Source organism: Parageobacillus thermantarcticus, from assembly GCF_900111865.1.
GTDB classification, from domain to species: Bacteria; Bacillota; Bacilli; order Bacillales; family Anoxybacillaceae; genus Parageobacillus; species Parageobacillus thermantarcticus.
Window position 1 is genome coordinate 124,248 of the sequence record NZ_FOJS01000003.1, and the last position, 22,500, is coordinate 146,747.

Consider the following 22,500-nt stretch of genomic DNA (forward strand, 5'->3'; position numbering starts at 1 on the left):
TTGTTACAAAATGAATTCGCTCAAGTTTTTGTTTTTGACAATGTCGCCCAATTTTTGTTCGACATACTGCGGTGTAATGACGACTTTGTCTAACGTAATATCGGGAGCTTCAAACAGTAAATCTTCCAAGAGTTTTTCCATGATCGTATGAAGCCGTCTTGCCCCGATATTATCAGTCGTCTGATTGACTTCAAAAGCGACTTCGGCAATCTTACGAATAGCATCGTCAGAAAATTCAAGATTTATACCTTCCGTCGCCAAAAGTGCCTGATATTGTTTAATCAGCGCATTATTAGGCTCTACTAATATTTTTACGAAATCGTCGACCGAAAGTTTCGTTAATTCGACGCGAATCGGAAAACGTCCTTGAAGTTCTGGAATTAAGTCAGACGGCTTCGCCATATGAAATGCGCCAGCGGCGATAAACAATATATGATCTGTCTTCACAGGACCGTATTTCGTCATCACCGTCGATCCCTCGACAATTGGCAAAATATCGCGCTGCACCCCTTCTCGCGATACGTCTGCCGAAGAAGCGACTTGCCCGCTGCGCGCGATTTTATCGATTTCATCGATAAAAATGATGCCGGATTGTTCAGCAAGACGAATTGCTTCTTGCGTTACCTCGTCCATGTCAATCAACTTTTGCGCTTCCTCATTCGTCAGCACTTTGCGCGCTTCGCTTACTTTCAATTTGCGCTTTTTGCGGCGCTTCGGAATGAGGCTGCTTAACGCGTCTTGCACGTTCATCCCCATTTGCTCAATGCCGGCGCCTTGTAAAAAATCAAAAAACATCGGCTGTTGTTCTTCCACTTCGATCGTGACAATTTCATCTTCGAGCTGGCCGTTGGCGAGCTGCCAAGCAACTTGTCTTCGTTTTTGTTCAATGTGCTCGTCCTCGTATGCTTGATTTGCGTCTTGCTGCGACGTTTGCATTCCGCCAAATAATAGTTCAAGAGGGTTTTTCATTGTTTGTTTTTGCTTTCCCGGCACTAACAGTTCGACAAGCCGTTTATTTGCCTGCTGTTCAGCGCGATCTCTTACTTCATTCATCTTCCGCTCTTTTACCATTCGAACGGACGTCTCAACAAGATCGCGCACCATCGATTCGACATCGCGGCCAACATATCCGACTTCCGTAAACTTTGTCGCCTCCACTTTTACAAACGGAGCGCCGACCAATTTTGCCAACCGTCTGGCAATTTCCGTTTTCCCAACCCCTGTTGGGCCGATCATCAAAATGTTTTTCGGAACTACTTCATCCCGCAGTTTTTCATCAAGCAAACTGCGGCGATAACGGTTTCTTAACGCAATCGCAACCGCTTTCTTCGCTTCCTTTTGCCCGACGATAAATTGGTCAAGCTTTTCAACGATTTGCCGAGGTGTTAAAGCATCAGACACCGCTGTCCCCTCCTCTCTTTTACAATTCTTCCACAATAATATGGCCATTCGTATACACACAAATGTTCGCGGCTATTTCTAACGCCGCTTTCGCGATTTCTTTCGCCGATAGCCGGTCTCCCGCGTACTGTTTTAACGCACGCCCTGCCGCCAGCGCGTAATTCCCGCCGGAACCGATCGCTAACATCCCGTCATCCGGCTCAATCACTTCTCCCGTCCCTGAAATGAGAAGCAAATGACGTTCATCCATCACGATCAGCATCGCCTCTAGGCGGCGCAACACTTTATCGCTGCGCCATTCCTTTGCCAATTCGACAGCAGCGCGCGGCAAGTTTCCGTTAAATTCTTCGAGTTTGCCTTCAAACATTTCAAACAATGTAAACGCATCTGCGACCGACCCAGCAAAGCCCGCTAGCACTTTTCCTTGAAACAATCTCCGCACTTTTTTTGCCGTATGTTTCATCACAACGGCATTTCCAAATGTCACTTGACCGTCCCCTGCCATCGCCGCTTTTCCATTATGATGAATCGCAAAAATCGTCGTCGCATGGAACTGTTCCATCGCTACCTGCCCTCCTTTCGACTCGCGCGACTTACGCTCGCGGATGCGTATGCAAATAAATATGGCGCAATCGGTCTTTCGTTACATGCGTATACACTTGCGTAGACGAAAGATGCGCATGCCCGAGCAGTTCTTGGACTGCGCGCATATCGGCTCCTTCATTTAGCAAATGTGTCGCAAATGTGTGTCTTAGCACGTGCGGGCTAACATGTTGCGTAAGCGCCGCTTTTTTTACTATTTCATCCAAAATATAACGCATCCCTCGAGGCGTTAACGGATTGCCGCGGGCGTTGACAAACAAATAAGCATGGGCGACTTTTGCGTTTTGCAAAAGCTCGCGCCGCCCATGATGAATATAGCGCTCCAACGCTTCTTTGGCAAAGCGGCCAAACGGAACATAGCGTTGTTTATTTCCTTTGCCATGAATTAAAATGGTGGAACTTGAAAAATCAATGTCGGAAAGTTGAATGTGACAACATTCACTAACACGGACACCCGTCGCGTAAAGAAGCTCGAGAATCGCTTGGTTGCGCTGTCCGATCGCTGTATTCACATCATTGACATGAAAAAGGCTTTCTAATTCCTGTTCATATAAAAAATTAGGAATTTTTTGTTCTTTTTTCGGAAGCGCCGCAAGCGCAAACGGATTTTCCGATACTTTCTTTTCCCGCAGCAAAAACTTATAGAAGCTTCGCAAACTGGAAATTTTTCGTGAAACGGAACGGCTTGACTGTTTTTGCTCATACAGCTTCGTCAAATAAAGGCGAACATCGCTATACGTTACTTCATCCAAATCGTGAATCCCTTGTTCGTTCAAAAACTCAAAAAATTGTTCGATATCTCGTTGGTAACACACAATAGTATATTGTGAATAATTTTTTTCGATTTGTAAATATTCTATGAACGATTGTAACGCAATTTTCGAATTTTCCATTTTTCACACCTCACAAGGGCTACTAAATAGTAACATATAATTAGCAGCCCTTGCAATCACTTTTTATAAAATTCTGAATTGTATCCAACGCGCGCTGAGCGTAACGTTCATTACGCCGTTGTTTATCTTTAATTTTTTCCTCAAGCGGCGCAAACAAACCGAAATTGGCGTTCATCGGCTGAAAATGATTCGGATTTGCCGACGTAATATAATGCGCCATGCTGCCAATCGCCGTTTCACGAGGAAAAACAACGAGGTCTTGCCCCAATACGAGCCGCGCCGCATTGATGCCGGCGACAAGCCCCGATGCCGCCGATTCGACATAACCTTCAACCCCGGTCATTTGTCCAGCGAAAAATAAATCGTCGCGTTCTTTATATTGATACGTCGGACGTAATAATTTTGGGGAGTTGATAAACGTATTGCGATGCATCACCCCGTAGCGGACAATTTCCGCGTTTTCGAGCCCCGGAATCAAGCGAATTACTTCCTTTTGCGGCCCCCATTTCAAATGGGTTTGGAATCCGACAATGTTGTAAAGCGTGCCTGCTGCGTTGTCCTGACGAAGCTGGACGACCGCGTATGGCCGTTTTCCTGTGCGCGGGTCTTCCAAACCGACCGGCTTCATCGGCCCAAAAAGAAGCGTCTGTTTTCCGCGCCGCGCCATTACTTCAATCGGCATGCAACCTTCAAAATAAATTTCCTTTTCAAATTCTTTTAACGGCACTGTTTCCGCCGAAATAAGCGCTTCGTAAAAACGGTCGAATTCTTCTTCAGTCATCGGGCAGTTGATATAGGCGGCTTCCCCTTTATCATAGCGCGATTTCACATACACTTTTTCCATATTAATGCTGTCTTTTTCAACAATCGGAGCGGCGGCGTCGTAAAAGTACAAATATTCTTCTCCTGTCAGTTCCTTGAGCCGCTCCGACAGTGACGGCGACGTCAGCGGTCCTGTCGCGATAATGGTCGGGCCGTCAGGGATGTCGGTAACCTCTTCGCGAATGACGGTTACGTTCGGGTGGTTTTGCACCAAATTAGTGACGCGTGCGGCAAACTCATGCCGATCTACAGCAAGCGCGCTCCCTGCCGGAACCGAGCATTCATCTGCCGCTTTCATAATGACGGAATTCAAGCGCCGCATTTCTTCTTTTAATACCCCAACTGCGTTCGTCAACGAATTCGCGCGCAGCGAGTTGCTGCAAACAAGCTCAGCAAATTTATCGGTATGGTGGGCAGGCGTTTGCTTTATCGGTCGCATTTCATAAAGACGAACATGGATGCCGCGGTTTGCAAGCTGCCATGCCGCCTCGCTGCCTGCTAAGCCAGCGCCAACAACATTTACCGTTCGTTCATTCACCATATATTCCTCCTTGTATTCATTAAGATTGTGGTTCTTCTTCATAGTCGCATGATATGCATTGCACTTGTACGCCTTTTTTCAATTTCTTTTCCACTAACACCCCTTCGCATTTCGGGCAGCGACGGGCAAGCGGCTTATCCCATGAGACGAAATCACATTGCGGGAAACGGTCGCATCCGTAAAAGATCCGCTTTTTCTTGCTGCTGCGTTCGACAATATTGCCTTCATGGCATTTCGGACATTTGACACCGATTTCCTTGACGATCGGCTTTGTGTTGCGGCATTCTGGAAAATTCGAGCAAGCGACAAATTTGCCGAAGCGTCCCATTTTATACACCATTGGGCTGCCGCATATCTCGCAATCGATTCCTGCCGGCTCGTCTTTAATCTCGACTTCTTTCATTTCTTTTTCCGCAAGTTGCAACCGTTTTTCAAATTCGCGGTAAAATTCGTCGACTACTTTGACCCATTGCACTTTTCCTTCTTCAATTTCGTCTAAATTCTTTTCCATTTTTGCCGTAAATTCCACATCAATTATTTCCGGGAAAAACTCTAAAATAAGTTCCACTACGATTTCTCCAAGTTCTGTCGGAACAAAGCGTTTATTTTCTAGCACGACATAGTTTCGCTTTTGAATCGTATCAATCGTCGGCGCGTATGTAGACGGTCTGCCGATGCCAAGTTCTTCTAGCGTTTTCACAAGCCGCGCTTCCGTGTAGCGAGGAGGCGGCTGAGTGAAATGCTGTTTCGGTTCAATATCTTTGCTAACGACGGTTTCTCCTTCCTGCAAATCTGGAAGAAGGCGGTCCTGTTCATCCGTTTGATCATCCGTTCCTTCCACATATACTTTCATAAAGCCAGGAAATTTTACTTTCGAACCGCTTGCCCGAAAGATCACCCCTTCGTTTTCCAGCTCCACGCTCATCGTATCGAGCAGCGCCGCCGCCATTTGGCTTGCGATAAAACGTTCCCAAATTAGCTTGTACAAACGAAACTGGTCGCGGGTTAAATACGGCTTTACCTTCTCTGGATCGCGAAACACAGACGTCGGACGAATCGCTTCATGCGCGTCTTGCGCATTCGCGCTTTTCTTTTCTTTTCGCTTTTCTTGCGCGACAAACTCTTTTCCAAACGTCGCTTCTATATAAGAGAACGCCTCTTGTTGCGCGCTTTCCGATACTCTTGTCGAGTCGGTGCGCATATAAGTAATCAACCCAACCGTTCCTTCGCTACCAAGATCAATTCCTTCGTATAGCTGCTGGGCGATCATCATCGTTTTTTTCGTGCGAAAATTGAGTTTGCGCGCTGCTTCTTGCTGCAAGGATGAAGTCGTAAACGGCGGCACCGGGTTTCGTTTCCGTTCCTTTTTTGTCACCGATTTCACCGTAAACTGACTGCCGCTTATGCGCTGTAAAACCGCGGAAACGTCCGCTTCGTTTTTTAAGTCAAGCTTTTGCCCGTCCACTCCATAGAAAGATGCGGTAAACGTTTCGCTTCCTTTCACAAATTCCGCTTGAATCGTCCAATACTCTTCCGGCTGAAATTGTTTAATCTCTTTTTCACGGTCGATGATCAAACGCAGCGCTACGGACTGAACGCGCCCTGCGCTTAAGCCTTTCTTCACCTTTTTCCAAAGCAGCGGGCTAATGTTGTAGCCGACGAGACGATCCAACACGCGGCGCGCTTGCTGTGCGTCCACTAAATTCATATCGATCGCACGCGGATGTTGAAATGACTCTTTAATCGCGTCTTTCGTAATTTCGTTAAAGACAACACGACAGTTGGAGTGAATATCAAGGTCAAGCATGTTAGCTAAATGCCAAGCAATCGCTTCCCCTTCGCGGTCCGGGTCTGCGGCAAGAAACACTTTTTTTGCTTTTTTCGCTGCTGTTTTCAACTCTTTAATGATCTGTCCTTTTCCACGAATCGTGATATACTTTGGCTCATAGCCGTTATTTATATCAACGCCCATTTGGCTTTTTGGCAGATCGCGAACGTGTCCCATCGAAGCTTTTACTTTATATTTTTTTCCTAAATATCGTTCGATCGTTTTCGCTTTCGCCGGCGATTCCACGATGACAAGATAGTCAGACATCAAACTTCCTCCCTTAAGAGGTAAATTTAAAATCTTCATTATATGTTTTTATCATACTTTGAATATGAAGGGAATGTAAATCTTGGAAGAAGAGTGTATATTGTTGTGAGGAGAATGGAAGATATGTTTGCAATACAGAAGGCGAAAGGGTAAAGATAGAGGAAAAGGTAGGGTCGATTTGAAACAACCGATGAATCGTTTTCCAGCTTGCTCCGCGACAATGATGAAGATGAATGAGACGCTCGCGAACCGATGAGTACATCGTATCTCCCTTTCCGTTTTTATTTTAAAAAATTTTTTACGAAAACATTCGCGGCACGGCTGAATCAGCAGACGGATTCGGCGGAAAAACAGAAAAGAAAATCGCCCCGCATGAAAAACGGTGCGGGACGACGTCTATTAATGCGTTTTGCATTTTTCGTATAGTCCTCGTTCTTTCAGAACAGAAATTAACGTTTCGCCGATGACCGCCGGCGTTTCGGCAACTTTAATGCCGCATTCGTTCATTTTCTTAATTTTTTCCGCTGCCGTTCCTTTGCCGCCGGAAATAATCGCGCCAGCATGTCCCATCCGTTTTCCTGGAGGTGCCGTTTGGCCGCCGATAAAGCCGACAACCGGTTTTTTCATGTTGGCTTTTACCCATTCCGCCGCTTCTTCTTCCGCCGTGCCGCCAATCTCGCCAATCATAATGACGGCATACGTTTCTTCGTCTTCGTTAAACGCCTTCAATACATCAATGAAATTCGTGCCATTTACAGGGTCGCCGCCGATTCCGACCGCCGTCGACTGGCCGATGCCCGCTTGCGTCAATTGATGAACGGCTTCATACGTTAACGTGCCGGAGCGGGAAACGATGCCAACGTGACCTTTTTTATGAATGTAGCCTGGCATAATGCCGATTTTACATTCTTCCGGCGTAATGACACCAGGGCAGTTCGGCCCGATGAGGCGAGTTTTCTTACCTTCCATGTAGCGTTTCACTTTCACCATATCCAAAACCGGGATGCCTTCTGTAATGCAAACGACAAGGTCCAATTGTGCATCGACCGCTTCCATAATCGCGTCAGCGGCAAACGCCGGCGGAACATAAATGACAGAAGCGTTCGCTCCCGTTTTTTCCACCGCTTCGGAAACGGTGTTAAACACCGGCACTCCTTCGACTTCCGTACCGCCTTTTCCCGGCGTTACACCGCCGACAATTTTCGTGCCGTACTCGATCATTTGTTTTGTATGGAATAATCCTTGTGAACCTGTAATCCCTTGGACGATCACTTTTGTATCTTTATTAATAAAAACGCTCACGTTTCTCCCTCACCTTCTTAACGTACTAATTCGACGATTTTTTGCGCGCCGTCTGCCATCGATTCAGCGGCAATAATATTTAAGCCAGATTCTTGCAAAATCTTTTTCCCTAATTCTACGTTCGTTCCTTCGAGGCGAACGACAAGCGGAAGGTTTAAGCCGACTTGCTTCGTCGCTTCGACGATTCCGTTGGCGATGACGTCGCATTTCATAATGCCGCCGAAAATGTTGACGAAAATTCCTTTTACTTTCGGATCGGAAAGAATGATTTTAAACGCTTCCGTCACTTTTTCCGTCGTCGCGCCGCCGCCGACATCCAAGAAGTTGGCCGGTTCGCCGCCGTAATATTTGATGATGTCCATCGTCGCCATCGCAAGGCCGGCGCCGTTTACCATGCAGCCGATGTTTCCGTCAAGCGCGATATAGTTTAAATCATATTTCGACGCTTCCACTTCCTTCGGATCTTCTTCATCTAAATCGCGATATTCTAAAATGTCTTTATGACGGTACAGCGCATTCGAATCAAAGTTTAATTTCGCGTCCAACGCCATTACTTTGCCGGCGCCCGTCACGACAAGCGGATTGATTTCCGCGATCGAGCAGTCTTTTTCGACAAACACTTGATAAAGCCCCATCATAAATTTGGCGGCCTGATTGACAAGCTCTTTCGGAATGTTGATGTTAAACGCTAAACGGCGCGCTTGGAACGCTTGCAAACCTACCGCCGGATCAATATACTCTTTAAAAATTTTCTCCGGCGTTTTCGCCGCCACTTCTTCGATTTCGGTACCACCTTCTTCCGATCCCATCAATACGACGCGCGAAGTAGCGCGATCAACAACAAAGCCGATGTAATATTCTTTTTTAATGTCGCAACCTTCTTCAATGAGCAAGCGTTTTACTTCTTTTCCTTCCGGGCCCGTTTGATGCGTAACAAGCACTTTCCCTAACAGTTCGCTCGCATATGTACGAACTTCATCCAAACTTTTCGCTACCTTTACCCCTCCGGCTTTTCCGCGCCCGCCGGCGTGGATTTGCGCTTTCACAACACAAACAGGGCTTCCTAATTCTTTTGCCGCCTCCACCGCTTCCTCAACGGTAAACGCTACGCGGCCATTCGGCACGCTAACGCCGTAGTTTCTGAGGATTTCTTTTGCTTGATATTCATGAATATTCATGCGCCAACCTCCTAGTACAAAACTAAAAAAGTTCTAGCGTTTTCATTTTATAATGATAATTTCCACATTGTCCACCATTTCGACATAAAATTGAAAAATTTCAAAAGGGAAAACCTTTTCAGTTACCGTCATTCATTTTTACATGTTTGTCCAAACGATAAATAAATGCAAACACCTCGGCGACGAGACGATACAAATCTTCAGGGATGGCTTCGTTTATTTCCAATTCGCTCAATAATTGGACGAGCGACGGATCTTCTTGTATCGGAATCCCATGTTGTTTAGCGGCATCGATGATCGCCTCCGCCACATACCCTTTACCTTTGGCGACTACCACTGGGGCTTCATGAATGTTCGCATCATAGGAAAGCGCGACCGCTTGTTTTTTGTCGTTTTTCATATGCGGTAATCCACCCCGCTATAACGTTGTGCAAACACGAAATCGACAGGCTTCTTTTTTTGTTTAGGCGCTTCGATTTTCAACGCGGATAACGTATACCCGTGCTCTTCAAGCCGTTCTTTCAGCATCGGTTGAAAAGCGTTGGCGATATCGGACAAATGCGGAGTGTCGTTGATGACGGAAACATGGACAATGCGTTGTTGTACACGCACGTCCACTACCGTTTCTTTCAATTTGTCTAGATGTAAATAAAAAACGATGCGACAATAATCTGGGTCGATTTTCCCATTTTTTTGCCGTTTTCCTTGCCAGTGAATCGCAACATCTGTCCGTTGTTCTCCAATCTGAAGCGGAATTTGCATAAATATATGCTGAAGCGGCCCTTCGACTTGGGATAATAGTTGCTGGCCGGTTACGTGATGCAGAAGCGTCCGCAACGTTTCTTTTAACTCCGGTTCATGCGCGTTTTCTAACGCTCGCAAAAGAAGCGATTTTAACGATGTCAACTTCTCTTCCGCAATCGTTTTTGTTTCTATCGCTAGGCGTATATTTGCCTCGTGCTGAAGCCCAAGCTTCGGAAGCGTTTCTTTTAACATATGAAAAACCGATGAAGCAACATGATGGTCGGATTTTGCTAAAATAGCGGAAAAAAGCCGTTGTTCTTCATCCGCAAGAGAGCCGTTGACATATGATGTGTAAATAGTTTGAAAACGTTCCAAAAATTTCTGTTCTTCCAAGTTTGGAAAGAACGGCTGTAAATATTGCTTGATTTGCTGTAAATTCCCGTTTTTCACGGCATCTTGCAATTTCACTAGCTGTTCAGAGCTTATACCGCTTTGGGCGGCAGGCAGCCCGAGCCTGTTCAGCAGCTGCTGGGCTATCTTTCGTTCGGGCTGCCACAATGATTCCAGCAATTTTACGAGAACCTCATACGCGTTTCTCGGGCTGTTCGTTATATCTTGCAAATAGCGGTGCAACGTTTGCAACGATTCCGTTTGCCGTTCCGGCGGCAAAGACGCTAACAGTTTTTCGGCATGTTGCAATTGCCGAAAAAGCGGTGCATCGTTTTGCACTGCCAACAATGAGGCGAAAATATCCTTCGTAAGCGGAAAATGCCGGGCAACCATGTAGCGAAAGGTTTCCCAGCCTTTTTGCTTATCTTCTAATGGCCTGATCCATTGAACCGCTTTTCCTATATCTTCTTTAGCGATCGGTATTTTTTCTTGTAACACAAAACGGAGAAAAGAATGCGCATCGCTTGGCAATTTCCATTTTCGCATCAAATATTGCACCGCTTCATCGACATCGAAGGGAGGTGATGGATGATTTCCTCCCTCTTTATCAATGATTTTCCAATAAATTGTATCGTTTTCGGCCACGACTTCGAATAAATAATGCTTCCCTACTTGCAACGGAGTTCGCAGCCGTGCTGTTACGACTTCATTTCCGACGCGAACAAGAGCAAGTTTTTCCTTTTCGGTTTCCCCTTGTATACTTTCGATTTTTCCATAGACGACTTGTCCGTGGCGGAACCGCTCGCGTGCCGCATCGCCGGCCGGAAAGATCGGCAGCGTTCTGTCAATGCGGTTCATCATATTGCTCTCCTTCTTTCTTCGCTTTTATCATTTCTTTAATCGGGGCAAAAGAACGGCGGTGTTCATCGATCGTGCCGTACGTGCGAATCGCTTCTAAATGTTGGGCGGTGCCATATCCCATATTTTTTTCAAACCCATATTGCGGATAGCGCTTTGCTAGCTGTTTCATAAAATGGTCGCGCGTCACTTTGGCGATAACGGAACTTGCCGCAATCGAAACGCTGTTGGCATCTCCTTTGACGATGCTTTGTTGCGGCGTTGGGATAGGAAGCGTCATCGCGTCAATTAATAAATAATCCGGTTTTGGCGAAAGCTGCTCAACCGCTTTGATCATCGCTTTTTTCGTCGCTTCGTAAATGTTGATTTCATCGATTTCCGCAGCGGTAACGACACCAATGCCGATCGAAACCGCGCACGATTGAATCATGTGAAATAACGTTTCCCGCTTTGCTTCCGACAGCTTTTTCGAGTCGTTTAACCCTGGTATATACGCGTCTTTCGGCAAGATGACCGCCGCGGCAACGACCGGGCCAGCAAGCGGCCCGCGCCCCGCTTCATCGATGCCGGCTATGTACTCGATTCCTTGTGCAAACAACTGCCGCTCATAGCGCGACATTTCTTGCCATTGTCTTTTCGCTTCTTCTTCTTGCCGCTTTTGCTTATGCCAGCGCGCAACAAGCCGCTGCACGCTTTTTCGCTCATCTTGCGCAATCTCTTTCAACAGCGGATCATGTTCGTCATTTATTTGCTGCAATAATGCCTGTATCTCCTTGACGGTATATTGGTTCACTTCTCCTGTCCCTCTCTTTAATATTTATATCGGCATCTCGGCAAAAAAATAAAGCCCGATTCATTTCGCGGGCTTTTATGGCGTTTCAAAACTAATTCTCCCCAATTTTTCCGTGCGAATATCGTGAAGCACGATTTCTGCGACTTTATCATAGTCAATTGCCCCTCCGCTGACGAGACAGCCGCGCCGTTTGCCAATCGCGGCAAACAGTTCTGCGATTTCTTCGGGAATGCCATCAAGCGAATAGCGTTCCTTTAATCGTTCTGGATAATGCTGTTTCAAAAAATTTAGCGCATATACGGCAACATCTTGCAAATTTAAAATCGTATCTTTAATGGCGCCGGTGGTGGCAAGCTTCAGCCCGACTTCTTCATCTTCAAACTTCGGCCATAAAATTCCCGGCGTATCAAGAAGTTCCATTTCTTTGCCAACTTTAATCCACTGCTGCGCTTTTGTGACCCCCGGTTTATCGCCCGTTTTCGCAATATTCCTTCCGGCAAGGCGATTAATGAGCGTCGATTTTCCGACATTCGGAATCCCAACAATGAGCGCGCGCATCGGACGTGGATTTTTGATTCCTTTCGCCGCCATTTTCGCAAATTTATCTTTCAACATTTCTTTTGACGCCGCGACAATTTGTTTGATGCCTGTGCCGGTTTGCGCATCGATCGCTAATGCGCGCAACTGCTGCTGTTGGAAGTAGGTAATCCATTGCTGCGTGATCGCTTCATCGGCCATATCCGCTTTGTTTAATAAAACGATGCGCGGTTTATTGCCGAGAATTTCATTAATCATTGGGTTTCTTGACGACATAGGAATGCGCGCATCGAGCAATTCAAAAACGATATCGATCAGTTTCAGTTTTTCCTGCACTTCTCGCTTCGCCTTTGCCATATGGCCTGGAAACCATTGAATCGTCATATGCATCACCTGTTGCGATTATTTCACAATGCGTGCGTCAGAAAGCGGCCAATATACGATACTGGCTTTTCCGACGACTTTTTCCATCGGGATAAATCCAATGTGGCGGCTGTCTTTGCTAAAGCGGCGATTGTCACCCAACACAAACAAATAACCTTTTGGCACCGTTTTTCGCCCAGTAATCTCCTCTAAAGTAAACGGTTCCGTCAGCGGGCCATCCACCACTTGTTTTTTATATTCGTCCAAGTACGGTTCGTCGTACGGTTTGCCGTTTACATACAGCGTGTCGTTTTTATATTCAATATGGTCACCCGGCAAACCGATGACCCGCTTAATATAGTCTTTTCCTTCTTCGGCGTGAAAGACGATAATATCAAATCGCTGCGGTGTGCCGATTTTATAAGAAAGCTTGTTGACGATCATCCGGTCGTGATTATGAAGAGTCGGCATCATCGACAGCCCGTCGACAATAATCGGCGCAAAAATAAAATAACGAATGCCGCCCGCAAGCAAAATCGCGATGATGATTGCTTTTATCCATTCCCGCAGTTCGCTTTTTTTCTTTTCCATCATTCTCCCACCTAATTTTTTAGTATGGCATAGCGACAGGGATGTGAAAAAAGGAGCTTGCCATCAAGCTCCTTTTCCCCGACTCGCTATGTTCATTATTGAACGTTTTCTTTAATGCGCGCTGCTTTACCGCGAAGTTGGCGCAAATAATACAATTTCGCGCGACGTACTTTACCGCGGCGAACCACTTCTAATTTCGCAATTTTCGGTGTATGCACTGGGAAAGTGCGCTCTACGCCAACACCGTAAGACACTTTGCGGACTGTGAATGTTTCGCTAATACCTGCGCCACGTCGTTTAATGACGACGCCTTCAAACACTTGGATGCGCTCACGGTTTCCTTCGATGACTTTCACATGAACACGCACTGTGTCACCAGGACGGAAATCCGGTAAATCTGTCCGCAATTGCTCTTTCGTAATTTCTTGAATTAAATGATGCATCATTTTCCACTCCTTCCAACAGATGTTCATGACAATGCTTCTTTATCATTGCAGCGGAACATCGTTTTCCTCGCTTAAGCAAACCGCTTAAGTTACACAAGGAATATAGTAGCATAAACTTGTATCATGCGCAATAGCTACTGTTCTTCTTTTTTCCATTCTTCGATCCATCGTTTTTGCTTTTCTGTTAGCGGGTAGTTTTCTAGCAAGTCCGGGCGGCGCAAAAACGTTCGTTTCAGCGATTGTTTTTCGCGCCATTCTTCGATGAGGCGATGATTTCCTGATAAAAGCACATCAGGAACTTTCATGCCGCGGAAATCGGCGGGACGCGTGTAATGCGGGTGTTCGAGCAAACCGGAACTAAACGAGTCATGCACGGGGGAAGCTTCGTTGCCAAGCACGCCGGGAAGCAGCCGGACGACGCTATCGACGATGACCATCGCTCCTAATTCCCCGCCTGTTAATACGTAATCGCCAATCGAGATTTCATCGGTTACTAAGTATTCGCGAATCCGTTCATCATAGCCTTCATAATGTCCGCAAATCAGCACCAAATGGTCCTCTTTCGCCAGCTCTTCCGCTTTTTTTTGCGTGTACCGCTCCCCTTGCGGACAAAGCAAAATGATGCGCGGACGTTCGGAATCTTTTGTCACATGGGCAACCGCGTCAAAAATCGGCTGCGGTTTTAGCACCATCCCCGCCCCGCCGCCGTACGGATAATCGTCGACTGTTTTATGCTTGTTATCGGCAAAATCGCGAAAATTGATCACATTTAGCGAAACGGCTTTCTTCTCTTGAGCTTTTTTCAAAATCGACTCATTGAACACACCTGTAAACATATTTGGAAATAATGTCAATATATCGATTCTCATCATTCCAGCAGCCCTTCCATCGGGCGAATGGTAATCGTTTTTCTTTCGACATCGACGTTTTTCACAACGTCTTCTATATACGGAATAAGCACTTCTTTGCCGTTATTCCGTTTTACCACCCATACGTCGTTGGCGCCCGGCGTTAAAATTTCGCTCACCGTTCCGACCGTTTCTCCTTCTTCGGTAACGACCGTACAGCCAATAATTTCATGAAAATAATATTCTCCTTCGTTTAACTCGCCAAGTTGGCTTTCCGGAACTTTCAGCATCGCGCCTTTAAACTTTTCGACAAGGTTGATGTTGTCATATCCTTCAAATGAAAGTAAATCGAATGACTTATGAACACGGTGGCTTTTGACGATGACTTCGATTGGCTCTTTCGATTTCTCCATAAAAATATATAACGTATTTCCTTTTTTATAACGTTCCTCCGGAAAATCAGTGCGGGAAATGACGCGCACTTCGCCGCGAATGCCGTGCGTATTCACAATTTTGCCGACATTAAACCACTTTTCCATTCTCTTTATGTTCACCCCTTCTTAGCGAATTTCTTTGACGATGCCGTCTTCAATAATAATGGCGCGTTTGGAAATGACATTTTCCCATTTGTCACCGACCTGTACGTCAATGAGCGCTTGCACTTCCCGCTCTTTTAACTCACTGCCTAACGGTAAAATATGTAGTTGTTCGAGCTGGAAGTCAAGCAGTTTTATTTTCTCTAATCTTGTATCCATTTCTTTAGAAAAATATTGCTTAAGAAGGGAAGAAGAATATTTTCCGGTCTTTTCGAGACGCTTTTGCTCGAAACGAAGCTGCTCGCATTCCCGCATCAGCTGTTGTTTTTGCGCCAAAAATGCCTCGCGCAGCGCTTGTTTGCTTTTTTCGGTGACGATTTGCCGCACTTCGATCGTTTGAATGATTTTCATAACGCCACTCCTAACGAGAACGAATATAGAAAAAGGGAGAGGAAAACCGCCCTCACCCTTCTTCATTCACTTGCACGATCACGCGTTTCGGCTGGCGCGCCGCCGCAGCATATACGACCGTGCGAATCGCGTGAATCGTGCGACCTTGTTTGCCAATCACCTTGCCGATGTCCTCTTTGTGCACAGACAATTTGTAGGTGATCGTCTGTTCATCTTCGACGCTTGTCACCAAAACCGCTTCAGGATGATCGACAAGCGCTTGTACAATCGTTTCGATTAATGGTTTCATGCGCACCACAGACATTATTTGCCGTATTTTAAGTTATGAAACTTCTCTAAAATGCCTTGTTTCGACAAAAGGTTGCGGACCGTATCCGACGGTTTCGCGCCGTTTTGTAGCCATTTCAGCGCAAGTTCCTCATCGATTTTGATTTCCGCTGGATCCGCAAGAGGATTATACGTACCGATCGTTTCGATGAAACGTCCGTCGCGCGGAGAACGAGAGTCCGCCACCACGATGCGATAGAAAGGTTTTTTCTTCGCGCCCATGCGTTTTAAACGAATTCTTACTGCCATGTTATTTTAGCACCTCCGTAAATAGTTCACACAAGATAGTATATTAACAATAATCGTGTAGTTTGTAAAGTGTTTTGTCTTAACACGCTATTCTCTACATAAATGGAAATTTCAATCCTCTTTTCTTTCCTTTCGGCATATTTGTCATCATTTTCATCATCTTTTTCATTTCGTCAAACTGCTTTAACAGCCGGTTGACTTCTTGGACAGACGTTCCGCTTCCTTTCGCAATCCGCTTTTTCCGGCTGCCATTAATAATTTCCGGATGCATTTTTTCTTCTTTCGTCATCGAGCGAATAATCGCTTCTACGCGGCTAATTTGCTTTTCATCAATTTGCAGATTGTTCAAGCCTTTTATTTTATTGAAGCCCGGAAGCATTTTTAAAATTTCGTCAAGCGGCCCGAGCTTGCGCACTTGCCCAAGCTGCTCTAAAAAATCATCGAGCGTAAACGTGGCGGTGCGTATTTTTTGCTCAAGTTCTTTCGCTTTTTCTTCATCGACGGCGGCTTGCGCTTTTTCAATAAGCGTGAGCACATCGCCCATTCCTAAAATGCGCGAAGCCATGCGCTCCGGATGAAACGGCTCGAGCGCGTCAAGCTTTTCGCCCATTCCGACGAATTTAATCGGCGTGTTTGTCACCGCCCGAATCGAAAGCGCCGCCCCGCCGCGCGTATCGCCATCGAGTTTTGTTAAAATAACGCCGGTAATGCCAAGCTGTTCGTGAAAGCTTTGCGCGACGTTCACCGCGTCTTGCCCTGTCATCGCGTCGACAACGAGAAAAATTTCATCCGGTTTCGCGACCTCTTTCATTTGCTTTAATTCATCCATTAACGCCTCGTCAATGTGAAGGCGGCCGGCCGTATCGATAAGCACATAGTCATGATGTTCTTCCTTTGCTTTTTCGATTGCCTGCTTGGCAATTTCCACAGGGCTGACTTGATCGCCTAGGGAGAAAACCGGCATATTCAGCTGTTTTCCGAGCGTTTCAAGCTGCTTAATCGCCGCCGGACGATAAATGTCGGCAGCAACTAACAGCGGCTTGCGGTTGTACCGTTTGCGCAGCAAGTTTGCTAATTTCCCCGTCGTCGTCGTCTTTCCAGCACCTTGCAGACCAACCATCATAATGACGGTCGGCGGGCGGCTGGCAACGGCTATTTTGCTTTGTTCTCCGCCCATCAGCTCGGTCAGCTCTTCCTTCACCACTTTAATGACTTGCTGCCCCGGCGTTAAGCTTTTTAGCACTTCCTGCCCGACCGCACGTTCGCTGACCCGTTTGACAAAATCTTTGACCACCTTAAAATTGACGTCCGCCTCAAGAAGCGCAAGGCGAACTTCGCGCATCATTTCTTTCACGTCCGCTTCCGTCACTTTTCCTTTGCCGCGGATTTTGCTCATGACGCGTTGCAAATGTTCCGATAATCCTTCAAACGCCATCTGTTTTCACCTCCTTATTCTAACTCTTCTAGTTCTTTAATAATATGAAAAATTTGTTGGTCGTTCCCATATTTTTGCAAAACATAGTCTTTCAGTTCGTTCATCAGCTGTTTTCGCTTTTGAAACTTCTGAAAGAGCGATAATTTTTTTTCATATTCCTCCAGCATCGCCTCAGTTCGTTTTATATTATCATAAACAGCCTGGCGGCTGACATCATACTGCTGTGCAATTTCGCCGAGGGAGTAATCGTCTAAATAGTAAAGCGACATATAGCTGCGCTGTTTTGGCGTCAGCAGCGCTTGGTAAAAATCGTACAAATAGTTCATTCTCATCGTTTTTTCGAGCATGAAACTCCCTCCTCTCTTGTTAAGTGAAACACCTTTACAGATGACTAGTGTATCTTTTTTTATGATGGATGTCAAGATTTTAACTTTACAAAAAAACGGGTAGCTGCGTACTACCCGATGTTATTGCTCGTTTTTGTCTTCCAATAAATCGGCAAACAAACCGTATACATATCGTTCCGGATCGAACGGTTGCAAATCGTCCACTTTTTCACCAAGCCCGACGAATTTCACCGGGATGCGAAGTTCGTTGCGGATTGCCAGCACGATTCCACCTTTCGCCGTGCCGTCGAGCTTCGTCAATACGATGCCGGTAACGTCTGTCGCTTCTTTAAACGTTTTCGCTTGGCTCATCGCGTTTTGCCCTGTTGTCGCATCAAGCACGAGCAGCACTTCATGCGGCGCGCCCGGAATTTCCCGTTCGATGACGCGCTTTACTTTTTCAAGCTCTTTCATTAAATTGACTTTATTTTGTAAGCGTCCTGCCGTATCGCATAAAAGCACGTCGACACCGCGCGCTTTTGCCGCTTGGATCGCATCATAGATCACCGCCGCCGGGTCGGAACCAGCCGTTTGTTTAATGACTTCCGCACCGACGCGTTCCCCCCATACTTCCAACTGCTCAATCGCTCCGGCGCGGAACGTGTCGCCCGCCGCCAGCATCACCGTCTTTCCTTCCGACTTCAACTTATGGGCGAGCTTGCCGATTGTCGTCGTTTTTCCGACTCCGTTCACACCGACAAATAAGATAACGGTTAATCCGTTTTCTTGGATATTTAATTCGGCCGGCTTGTCATCATCGCCGCGGTAAATCTCAACAAGCTTTTCGGAAATGACGGCCTGCATTTCTTGCGGGTCTTGAATGTTGCGGCGTTTCACCTCCATTTTCAGCTCATCGACGAGCTCCATGACGGTAGTCACGCCGACATCGGCGCTAATTAAAATTTCTTCGAGTTCTTCAAAAAATTCCTCATCGACTTTTCGATAGCGGGCGATTAAATCATTGACGCGCCCAGCGAACGAATCGCGCGTTTTCGCAAGCCCTTGCTTAAATTTTTCGGTAACCGAATCCGCTTGTTTTGTAATTTTTTCTTTCAGCTTTTTGAAAAAGTTCATATCGACGCCATCCTTTCTCCATTACGACTTTACGAGTTGCTTTGAATCTTCTAAGCGTACGGAAACGAGTTTCGATACGCCAGATTCCTGCATCGTGACGCCATATAGCACGTCCGCTTCTTCCATCGTTCCTTTTCGATGAGTAATGACGATAAATTGCGTCTGGTCGCTGAATTGTTTCAAATATTGGGCATAGCGGTGCACGTTCGCTTCATCTAGCGCCGCTTCGACCTCGTCAAGCACGCAAAACGGAACAGGGCGCACTTTTAAAATCGCAAACAATAGGGCAATCGCCGTTAGCGCCCGTTCCCCGCCGGAAAGCAAGCTTAACTGCTGCAGCTTTTTCCCCGGCGGCTGGGCGACGATCTCAATGCCTGTTTCGAGCAAATCGTCCGGGTTCGTCAGGCGCAAATCGGCGCTGCCGCCGCCAAACAGCTGGCGGAACACCTCGCGAAAGTGGGAACGAATATGCTCAAACGTCGATAAAAACCGTCGTTTCATTTCTTGGTCCATCTCATCAATCACTTGATGAAGCGTTTCTTTTGCTTGTTGAAGATCCGCTTTTTGCTCCGTTAAAAATTGATATCTCTCCGATACCCGCTCATATTCGTCAATCGCGCCTAAGTTTACCGTTCCAAGCTCATCGATTTCCCGTTTCATGAGCTTTACTTTTTTTCGCGCTTCTTGCACATCGACTGTTAATGGATACGCTTTTTTCGCCGCTTCAAATGAAAGCGCATATTCTTCGCGAAGGCGGTTCAGCAAGTTTTCAAGCTCAACGTCAAGGCGGTTCAATTTTACTTCTTCATCTTTCACGATATCGGCAAGCTGTTTATGCCGCCGCTTTTTCTCTTTCCATTCCCGCTCCAAATGCTCGAGCTTCGTTTGATATTGCAGGCGCTGTTCGCGGCGGCTTGTGATCAGTTCAATTGTTTTTTGTTTGTCTTGCGCTTTTTTTTGCCGCATCTTTTCTAATTCTTCTTCTCCGGAATGGCTAGCGTTCATTTCTTCGATCAGAGCGGCGAGTTCCTGTTCGGCCGCCTGCAGCTGTCTTTCTGCATCCGCTCGCTCGGCATGGAGCTGTTCTACTTTTTCTTGCGCGTTTTTTAAACGCTGCTTTGTCTCAGCAAGGGTGATTTTTTGTTCGGTCATCGCTGCTTGTAGCGCTTCTTTGGATGTCTGCTCCGTTTGCTTTTGCGCTTGCAGCGTTTCGATCGCCCGGTCGATTTCCTGCAATTTTTCATCTAAACCGCGAAGCTGCTGTTCAATTGCTGTTAGCTTTTCTTCCATTTGCTTTGCTTCTTGTTCGTCATGCGCTTTTTCATGATCATAAAGCGCAAGGCGTTCATTCATATTTTGTTCTTGCAATTGTACTTCACGCAATTCGCTTTTTATTTCTTGTAGGGCAAAACGCTCCTCTTCTATTTGCTGGCGCAGCGCAAGCGATGCCGCTTCTTCCTTTTGGATCTCCTTCTTTTTCGTTTGCACAAAACGTTCGAGCTGCTCCGTTTTTTGTTCCATTTCACGGAGCTTTTCCGTAATCGTTTCTAATTCGCGGCTTCTGCTTAACAGCGAATTCGTTTTTTTCGCAATTCCGCCGCCAGTCATCGCGCCGCCTGGACTAACGACGTCGCCATCAAGCGTTACAAGACGGTAGCGATAATGAAGCAAACGCGCCAGCTCATTCGCCCCTTTTAAATCAGTCGTGATAATCACATTTCCAAGCAAATGGGCAATGACAGAACGATAGGCACTGTCATATTGAATAAGCTCGCTGGCAATTCCGACAAACGACGGATGGTCTTTCACAAGGGAAAGTTGTTCGGGAGAAATCGCTTTCGGCTGCATGACGTTCAGCGGCAAAAAAGTAGCACGTCCGTACGCATGCGCTTTTAAGTAACGGATCGCTTCCCGCGCGACTTCCTCATTGTCTACAACGATGTGCTGCATCGCGCCGCCAAGCGCGATTTCCAGCGCCGTTTCGTAGCGGTCAGGCACTTGAATCAATTCGACGATCGCCCCATGAATGCCCGGAAACTGCGCGCGCGCTTTTAATATCTCTTTTACTCCTTGGAAAAACCCCGCATAGTCTTGCTGCATTTCCTCAAGCATTTCTTTGCGCGATTTCGTTTGCTGCAAATATTGGTACGCTTGATAAAGCAGCGATTCTTTCTTTTCCAAATCGGCTTTCATCGCCGCAACTTTGTCCGCTTTTTGCCGCAAGAGCGCTTCTTTTTGCTGCAGCACTTTTTCTATTTGCTTACGCTTTTCATCTAGTTTCGCGTATTGCTCTTTCAGATATTTGCGTTCGTCTAAATATTTGCGGTTTTCCGCAGCAAGCGCACTTTGTTTTGCCTGCAGCTTCTCTAGCATCGCTCGCAAATGGGAGCGTTCGTTTTTTAACGACGCTTGTTCGTGAACTAGTTCAATATAATCGCTTTTTAACTGTTCGATTTTTTCTTCCACATTTGCGTCATAGGCAGAAAGGGAAGCTTGCTTTTCGCTCAATTCCGCTTGAATCGCAGAAACCGCCTGTTTTAGCGCGGAAAGCTGTTCGTTCTCGCGCGCTAACGCTTGTTCAATGCGTTCTTTTTTTTCGGAAAGAACGGCGATCGTATCTTCGAGCTGCTTTTTATATTGAGCAGCGTTTTTCTTGCGCTCTTTTAATACTTCTTTTTTTCCTTCCAATTTTTCTAATTCTTCGCTGGCAACGAGCAACACTTGCTGCAGGCCGTCAATCGACTCATCCAGCGCTGTAATGTGGTCGCGAAGCTGTTCGATTTCTGCTTCCTCTTTTTGGATTGCGGCAGAAAGCTGTATTTCATCGTTTTGGTGCTGCGCGAGCAGTTGCTTTAACGACGTCCATTGCTGATGCAATTGTTCAATGTCATGCACCATTAGCGCTACTTCGAATCTTTCCAGTTCATCGCGCTTTTCCAAATATTCTTTGGCGATTGATGCTTGCATTTTTAGCGGCTCTAGTTGCTGCTCCAACTCATGTAAAATGTCGTTCACGCGCTGCAAATTTTCTTGCGTTTCGGCGAGTTTATTTTCCGCTTTTTTCTTGCGGATTTTATACTTTAACACACCGGCTGCCTCTTCAAAAATGGTGCGTCTTTCTTCCGGTTTACTGCTTAAAATTTCCTCGACGCGCCCTTGTCCGATAATAGAAAACGCTTCTTTTCCAAGGCCGGAATCCATGAACAAATCAACAATGTCTTTTAAGCGGCACGGTTGTTTATTAATGAAAAATTCGCTTTCTCCCGAGCGGTAAACGCGCCGCGTAATGCTGACTTCCTGATAATCGAGCGGCAAAAATTGATCTTCGTTATCGAGGGTAATCGTCACTTCTGCGACATTCAGCGGTTTGCGAGAATCACTGCCGGCAAAAATAATATCTTCCATTTTTGCGCCGCGCAGCGATTTCGCCGACTGCTCGCCAAGCACCCAGCGAATCGCGTCGGTAATATTGCTTTTTCCGCTCCCGTTTGGACCGACGACCGCCGTCACTCCGGGAACAAATTCAATCGATACTCGATCAGCGAACGATTTAAATCCGATAATATCTAATCGTTTGAGGAACATTCGTACCCCGCCTCACAATCTTCCAGTTGTTGTACCACCACTATAGGATAAAAGCCGAAAGAAGGGCTGACTATATTCGGAGAGCCAGCCCC

The 22,500-nt window shown here is 46.4% G+C and carries 22 protein-coding genes; all 22 read right to left on the minus strand.

Annotated elements, in window-relative coordinates; all coding sequences use genetic code 11:
- Positions 1-3 precede the first annotated feature (3 nt).
- The gene (gene hslU / locus BM278_RS03815; RefSeq protein WP_090948035.1) at positions 4-1,401 is read right to left on the minus strand and encodes an HslU--HslV peptidase ATPase subunit; all 1,398 of its coding nucleotides are present in this window, start codon (positions 1,399-1,401) and stop codon (positions 4-6) included.
- 19 nt (positions 1,402-1,420) lie between these two features.
- A complete protein-coding gene (gene hslV / locus BM278_RS03820; RefSeq protein ID WP_090948036.1) occupies positions 1,421-1,963 on the minus strand; it encodes an ATP-dependent protease subunit HslV in 543 nt (180 codons plus the stop codon).
- Between the two features lie 31 nt (positions 1,964-1,994).
- Positions 1,995-2,897 (minus strand): tyrosine recombinase XerC, encoded by a 903-nt coding sequence (gene xerC / locus BM278_RS03825; protein ID WP_090948037.1) that lies wholly within the window; start codon positions 2,895-2,897, stop codon positions 1,995-1,997.
- A gap of 40 nt (positions 2,898-2,937) precedes the next feature.
- Positions 2,938-4,260, minus strand: a complete 1,323-nt coding sequence (gene trmFO, locus BM278_RS03830; RefSeq protein WP_425272958.1) for an FADH(2)-oxidizing methylenetetrahydrofolate--tRNA-(uracil(54)-C(5))-methyltransferase TrmFO — start codon at positions 4,258-4,260, stop codon at positions 2,938-2,940.
- A 19-nt stretch (positions 4,261-4,279) separates the two neighbouring features.
- Positions 4,280-6,355, minus strand: coding sequence for a type I DNA topoisomerase (gene topA / locus BM278_RS03835; protein WP_090948038.1), 2,076 nt, complete (start codon positions 6,353-6,355; stop codon positions 4,280-4,282).
- A 399-nt stretch (positions 6,356-6,754) separates the two neighbouring features.
- Positions 6,755-7,657 carry a succinate--CoA ligase subunit alpha gene (sucD, locus tag BM278_RS03845; RefSeq protein WP_090948039.1) on the minus strand — a complete coding sequence of 301 codons (903 nt, stop codon included), beginning with the start codon at positions 7,655-7,657 and terminating at the stop codon, positions 6,755-6,757.
- Between the two features lie 17 nt (positions 7,658-7,674).
- Positions 7,675-8,835, minus strand: coding sequence for an ADP-forming succinate--CoA ligase subunit beta (gene sucC, locus BM278_RS03850; RefSeq protein ID WP_090948040.1), 1,161 nt, complete (start codon positions 8,833-8,835; stop codon positions 7,675-7,677).
- A gap of 118 nt (positions 8,836-8,953) precedes the next feature.
- Positions 8,954-9,235, minus strand: coding sequence for an EscU/YscU/HrcU family type III secretion system export apparatus switch protein (locus tag BM278_RS03855; protein WP_090948041.1), 282 nt, complete (start codon positions 9,233-9,235; stop codon positions 8,954-8,956).
- Positions 9,232-10,827 carry a hypothetical protein gene (locus tag BM278_RS03860; RefSeq protein WP_090948042.1) on the minus strand — a complete coding sequence of 532 codons (1,596 nt, stop codon included), beginning with the start codon at positions 10,825-10,827 and terminating at the stop codon, positions 9,232-9,234. Before BM278_RS03860 ends, BM278_RS03855 begins: the two co-directional genes overlap by 4 nt.
- Complete coding sequence (locus BM278_RS03865; RefSeq protein WP_090948043.1) at positions 10,814-11,620, minus strand: ribonuclease HII; 807 nt, start codon at positions 11,618-11,620, stop codon at positions 10,814-10,816. Before BM278_RS03865 ends, BM278_RS03860 begins: the two co-directional genes overlap by 14 nt.
- A gap of 75 nt (positions 11,621-11,695) precedes the next feature.
- A complete protein-coding gene (ylqF, locus tag BM278_RS03870; protein ID WP_425272959.1) occupies positions 11,696-12,547 on the minus strand; it encodes a ribosome biogenesis GTPase YlqF in 852 nt (283 codons plus the stop codon).
- 12 nt (positions 12,548-12,559) lie between these two features.
- A complete protein-coding gene (lepB, locus tag BM278_RS03875) occupies positions 12,560-13,111 on the minus strand; it encodes a signal peptidase I (protein ID WP_090948045.1) in 552 nt (183 codons plus the stop codon).
- Between the two features lie 95 nt (positions 13,112-13,206).
- Positions 13,207-13,554: a 50S ribosomal protein L19 gene (gene rplS, locus BM278_RS03880; RefSeq protein ID WP_003251786.1), complete on the minus strand. Its 348-nt coding sequence runs from the start codon at positions 13,552-13,554 to the stop codon at positions 13,207-13,209.
- A gap of 137 nt (positions 13,555-13,691) precedes the next feature.
- Positions 13,692-14,426, minus strand: coding sequence for a tRNA (guanosine(37)-N1)-methyltransferase TrmD (gene trmD / locus BM278_RS03885; protein ID WP_167359573.1), 735 nt, complete (start codon positions 14,424-14,426; stop codon positions 13,692-13,694).
- Complete coding sequence (rimM, locus tag BM278_RS03890) at positions 14,426-14,944, minus strand: ribosome maturation factor RimM (protein ID WP_090948046.1); 519 nt, start codon at positions 14,942-14,944, stop codon at positions 14,426-14,428. The genes trmD and rimM overlap by 1 nt, the downstream gene beginning before the upstream one ends.
- Before the next feature lie 21 nt (positions 14,945-14,965).
- Positions 14,966-15,352: a YlqD family protein gene (locus BM278_RS03895; protein ID WP_090948047.1), complete on the minus strand. Its 387-nt coding sequence runs from the start codon at positions 15,350-15,352 to the stop codon at positions 14,966-14,968.
- 52 nt (positions 15,353-15,404) lie between these two features.
- On the minus strand, positions 15,405-15,641 hold the full coding sequence (locus BM278_RS03900; protein WP_090948084.1) for a KH domain-containing protein: 237 nt from the start codon (positions 15,639-15,641) through the stop codon (positions 15,405-15,407).
- Between the two features lie 14 nt (positions 15,642-15,655).
- On the minus strand, positions 15,656-15,928 hold the full coding sequence (gene rpsP, locus BM278_RS03905) for a 30S ribosomal protein S16 (protein ID WP_064551058.1): 273 nt from the start codon (positions 15,926-15,928) through the stop codon (positions 15,656-15,658).
- Positions 15,929-16,022: 94 nt separating this feature from the next.
- Complete coding sequence (gene ffh / locus BM278_RS03910) at positions 16,023-17,363, minus strand: signal recognition particle protein (RefSeq protein ID WP_090948048.1); 1,341 nt, start codon at positions 17,361-17,363, stop codon at positions 16,023-16,025.
- Positions 17,364-17,377: 14 nt separating this feature from the next.
- Entirely contained in the window at positions 17,378-17,710 is a 333-nt protein-coding gene (locus BM278_RS03915) for a putative DNA-binding protein (protein ID WP_090948049.1), read from the minus strand.
- Positions 17,711-17,830: 120 nt separating this feature from the next.
- Positions 17,831-18,823, minus strand: a complete 993-nt coding sequence (ftsY, locus tag BM278_RS03920; RefSeq protein ID WP_090948050.1) for a signal recognition particle-docking protein FtsY — start codon at positions 18,821-18,823, stop codon at positions 17,831-17,833.
- A gap of 21 nt (positions 18,824-18,844) precedes the next feature.
- Positions 18,845-22,408: a chromosome segregation protein SMC gene (gene smc / locus BM278_RS03925; RefSeq protein ID WP_090948051.1), complete on the minus strand. Its 3,564-nt coding sequence runs from the start codon at positions 22,406-22,408 to the stop codon at positions 18,845-18,847.
- Positions 22,409-22,500: the final 92 nt, after the last annotated feature.

Excerpts from the sequence above, each read along its gene's own strand:
- ylqF (WP_425272959.1), bottom strand. The coding sequence starts at position 12,547 with ATGCATATGACGATTCAATGGTTTCCAGGCCATATGGCAAAGGCGAAG.
- rpsP (WP_064551058.1), bottom strand. The coding sequence starts at position 15,928 with ATGGCAGTAAGAATTCGTTTAAAACGCATGGGCGCGAAGAAAAAACCT.
- hslV (WP_090948036.1), bottom strand. The coding sequence starts at position 1,963 with ATGGAACAGTTCCATGCGACGACGATTTTTGCGATTCATCATAATGGA.
- rplS (WP_003251786.1), bottom strand. The coding sequence starts at position 13,554 with ATGCATCATTTAATTCAAGAAATTACGAAAGAGCAATTGCGGACAGAT.
- trmD (WP_167359573.1), bottom strand. The coding sequence starts at position 14,426 with ATGAGAATCGATATATTGACATTATTTCCAAATATGTTTACAGGTGTG.
- BM278_RS03915 (WP_090948049.1), bottom strand. The coding sequence starts at position 17,710 with ATGCTCGAAAAAACGATGAGAATGAACTATTTGTACGATTTTTACCAA.
- BM278_RS03895 (WP_090948047.1), bottom strand. The coding sequence starts at position 15,352 with ATGAAAATCATTCAAACGATCGAAGTGCGGCAAATCGTCACCGAAAAA.
- ftsY (WP_090948050.1), bottom strand. The coding sequence starts at position 18,823 with ATGAACTTTTTCAAAAAGCTGAAAGAAAAAATTACAAAACAAGCGGAT.
- topA (WP_090948038.1), bottom strand. The coding sequence starts at position 6,355 with ATGTCTGACTATCTTGTCATCGTGGAATCGCCGGCGAAAGCGAAAACG.
- BM278_RS03900 (WP_090948084.1), bottom strand. The coding sequence starts at position 15,641 with ATGAAACCATTAATCGAAACGATTGTACAAGCGCTTGTCGATCATCCT.
- rimM (WP_090948046.1), bottom strand. The coding sequence starts at position 14,944 with ATGGAAAAGTGGTTTAATGTCGGCAAAATTGTGAATACGCACGGCATT.
- xerC (WP_090948037.1), bottom strand. The coding sequence starts at position 2,897 with ATGGAAAATTCGAAAATTGCGTTACAATCGTTCATAGAATATTTACAA.
- sucC (WP_090948040.1), bottom strand. The coding sequence starts at position 8,835 with ATGAATATTCATGAATATCAAGCAAAAGAAATCCTCAGAAACTACGGC.
- ffh (WP_090948048.1), bottom strand. The coding sequence starts at position 17,363 with ATGGCGTTTGAAGGATTATCGGAACATTTGCAACGCGTCATGAGCAAA.
- BM278_RS03860 (WP_090948042.1), bottom strand. The coding sequence starts at position 10,827 with ATGAACCGCATTGACAGAACGCTGCCGATCTTTCCGGCCGGCGATGCG.
- trmFO (WP_425272958.1), bottom strand. The coding sequence starts at position 4,260 with ATGGTGAATGAACGAACGGTAAATGTTGTTGGCGCTGGCTTAGCAGGC.
- smc (WP_090948051.1), bottom strand. The coding sequence starts at position 22,408 with ATGTTCCTCAAACGATTAGATATTATCGGATTTAAATCGTTCGCTGAT.
- lepB (WP_090948045.1), bottom strand. The coding sequence starts at position 13,111 with ATGGAAAAGAAAAAAAGCGAACTGCGGGAATGGATAAAAGCAATCATC.
- BM278_RS03855 (WP_090948041.1), bottom strand. The coding sequence starts at position 9,235 with ATGAAAAACGACAAAAAACAAGCGGTCGCGCTTTCCTATGATGCGAAC.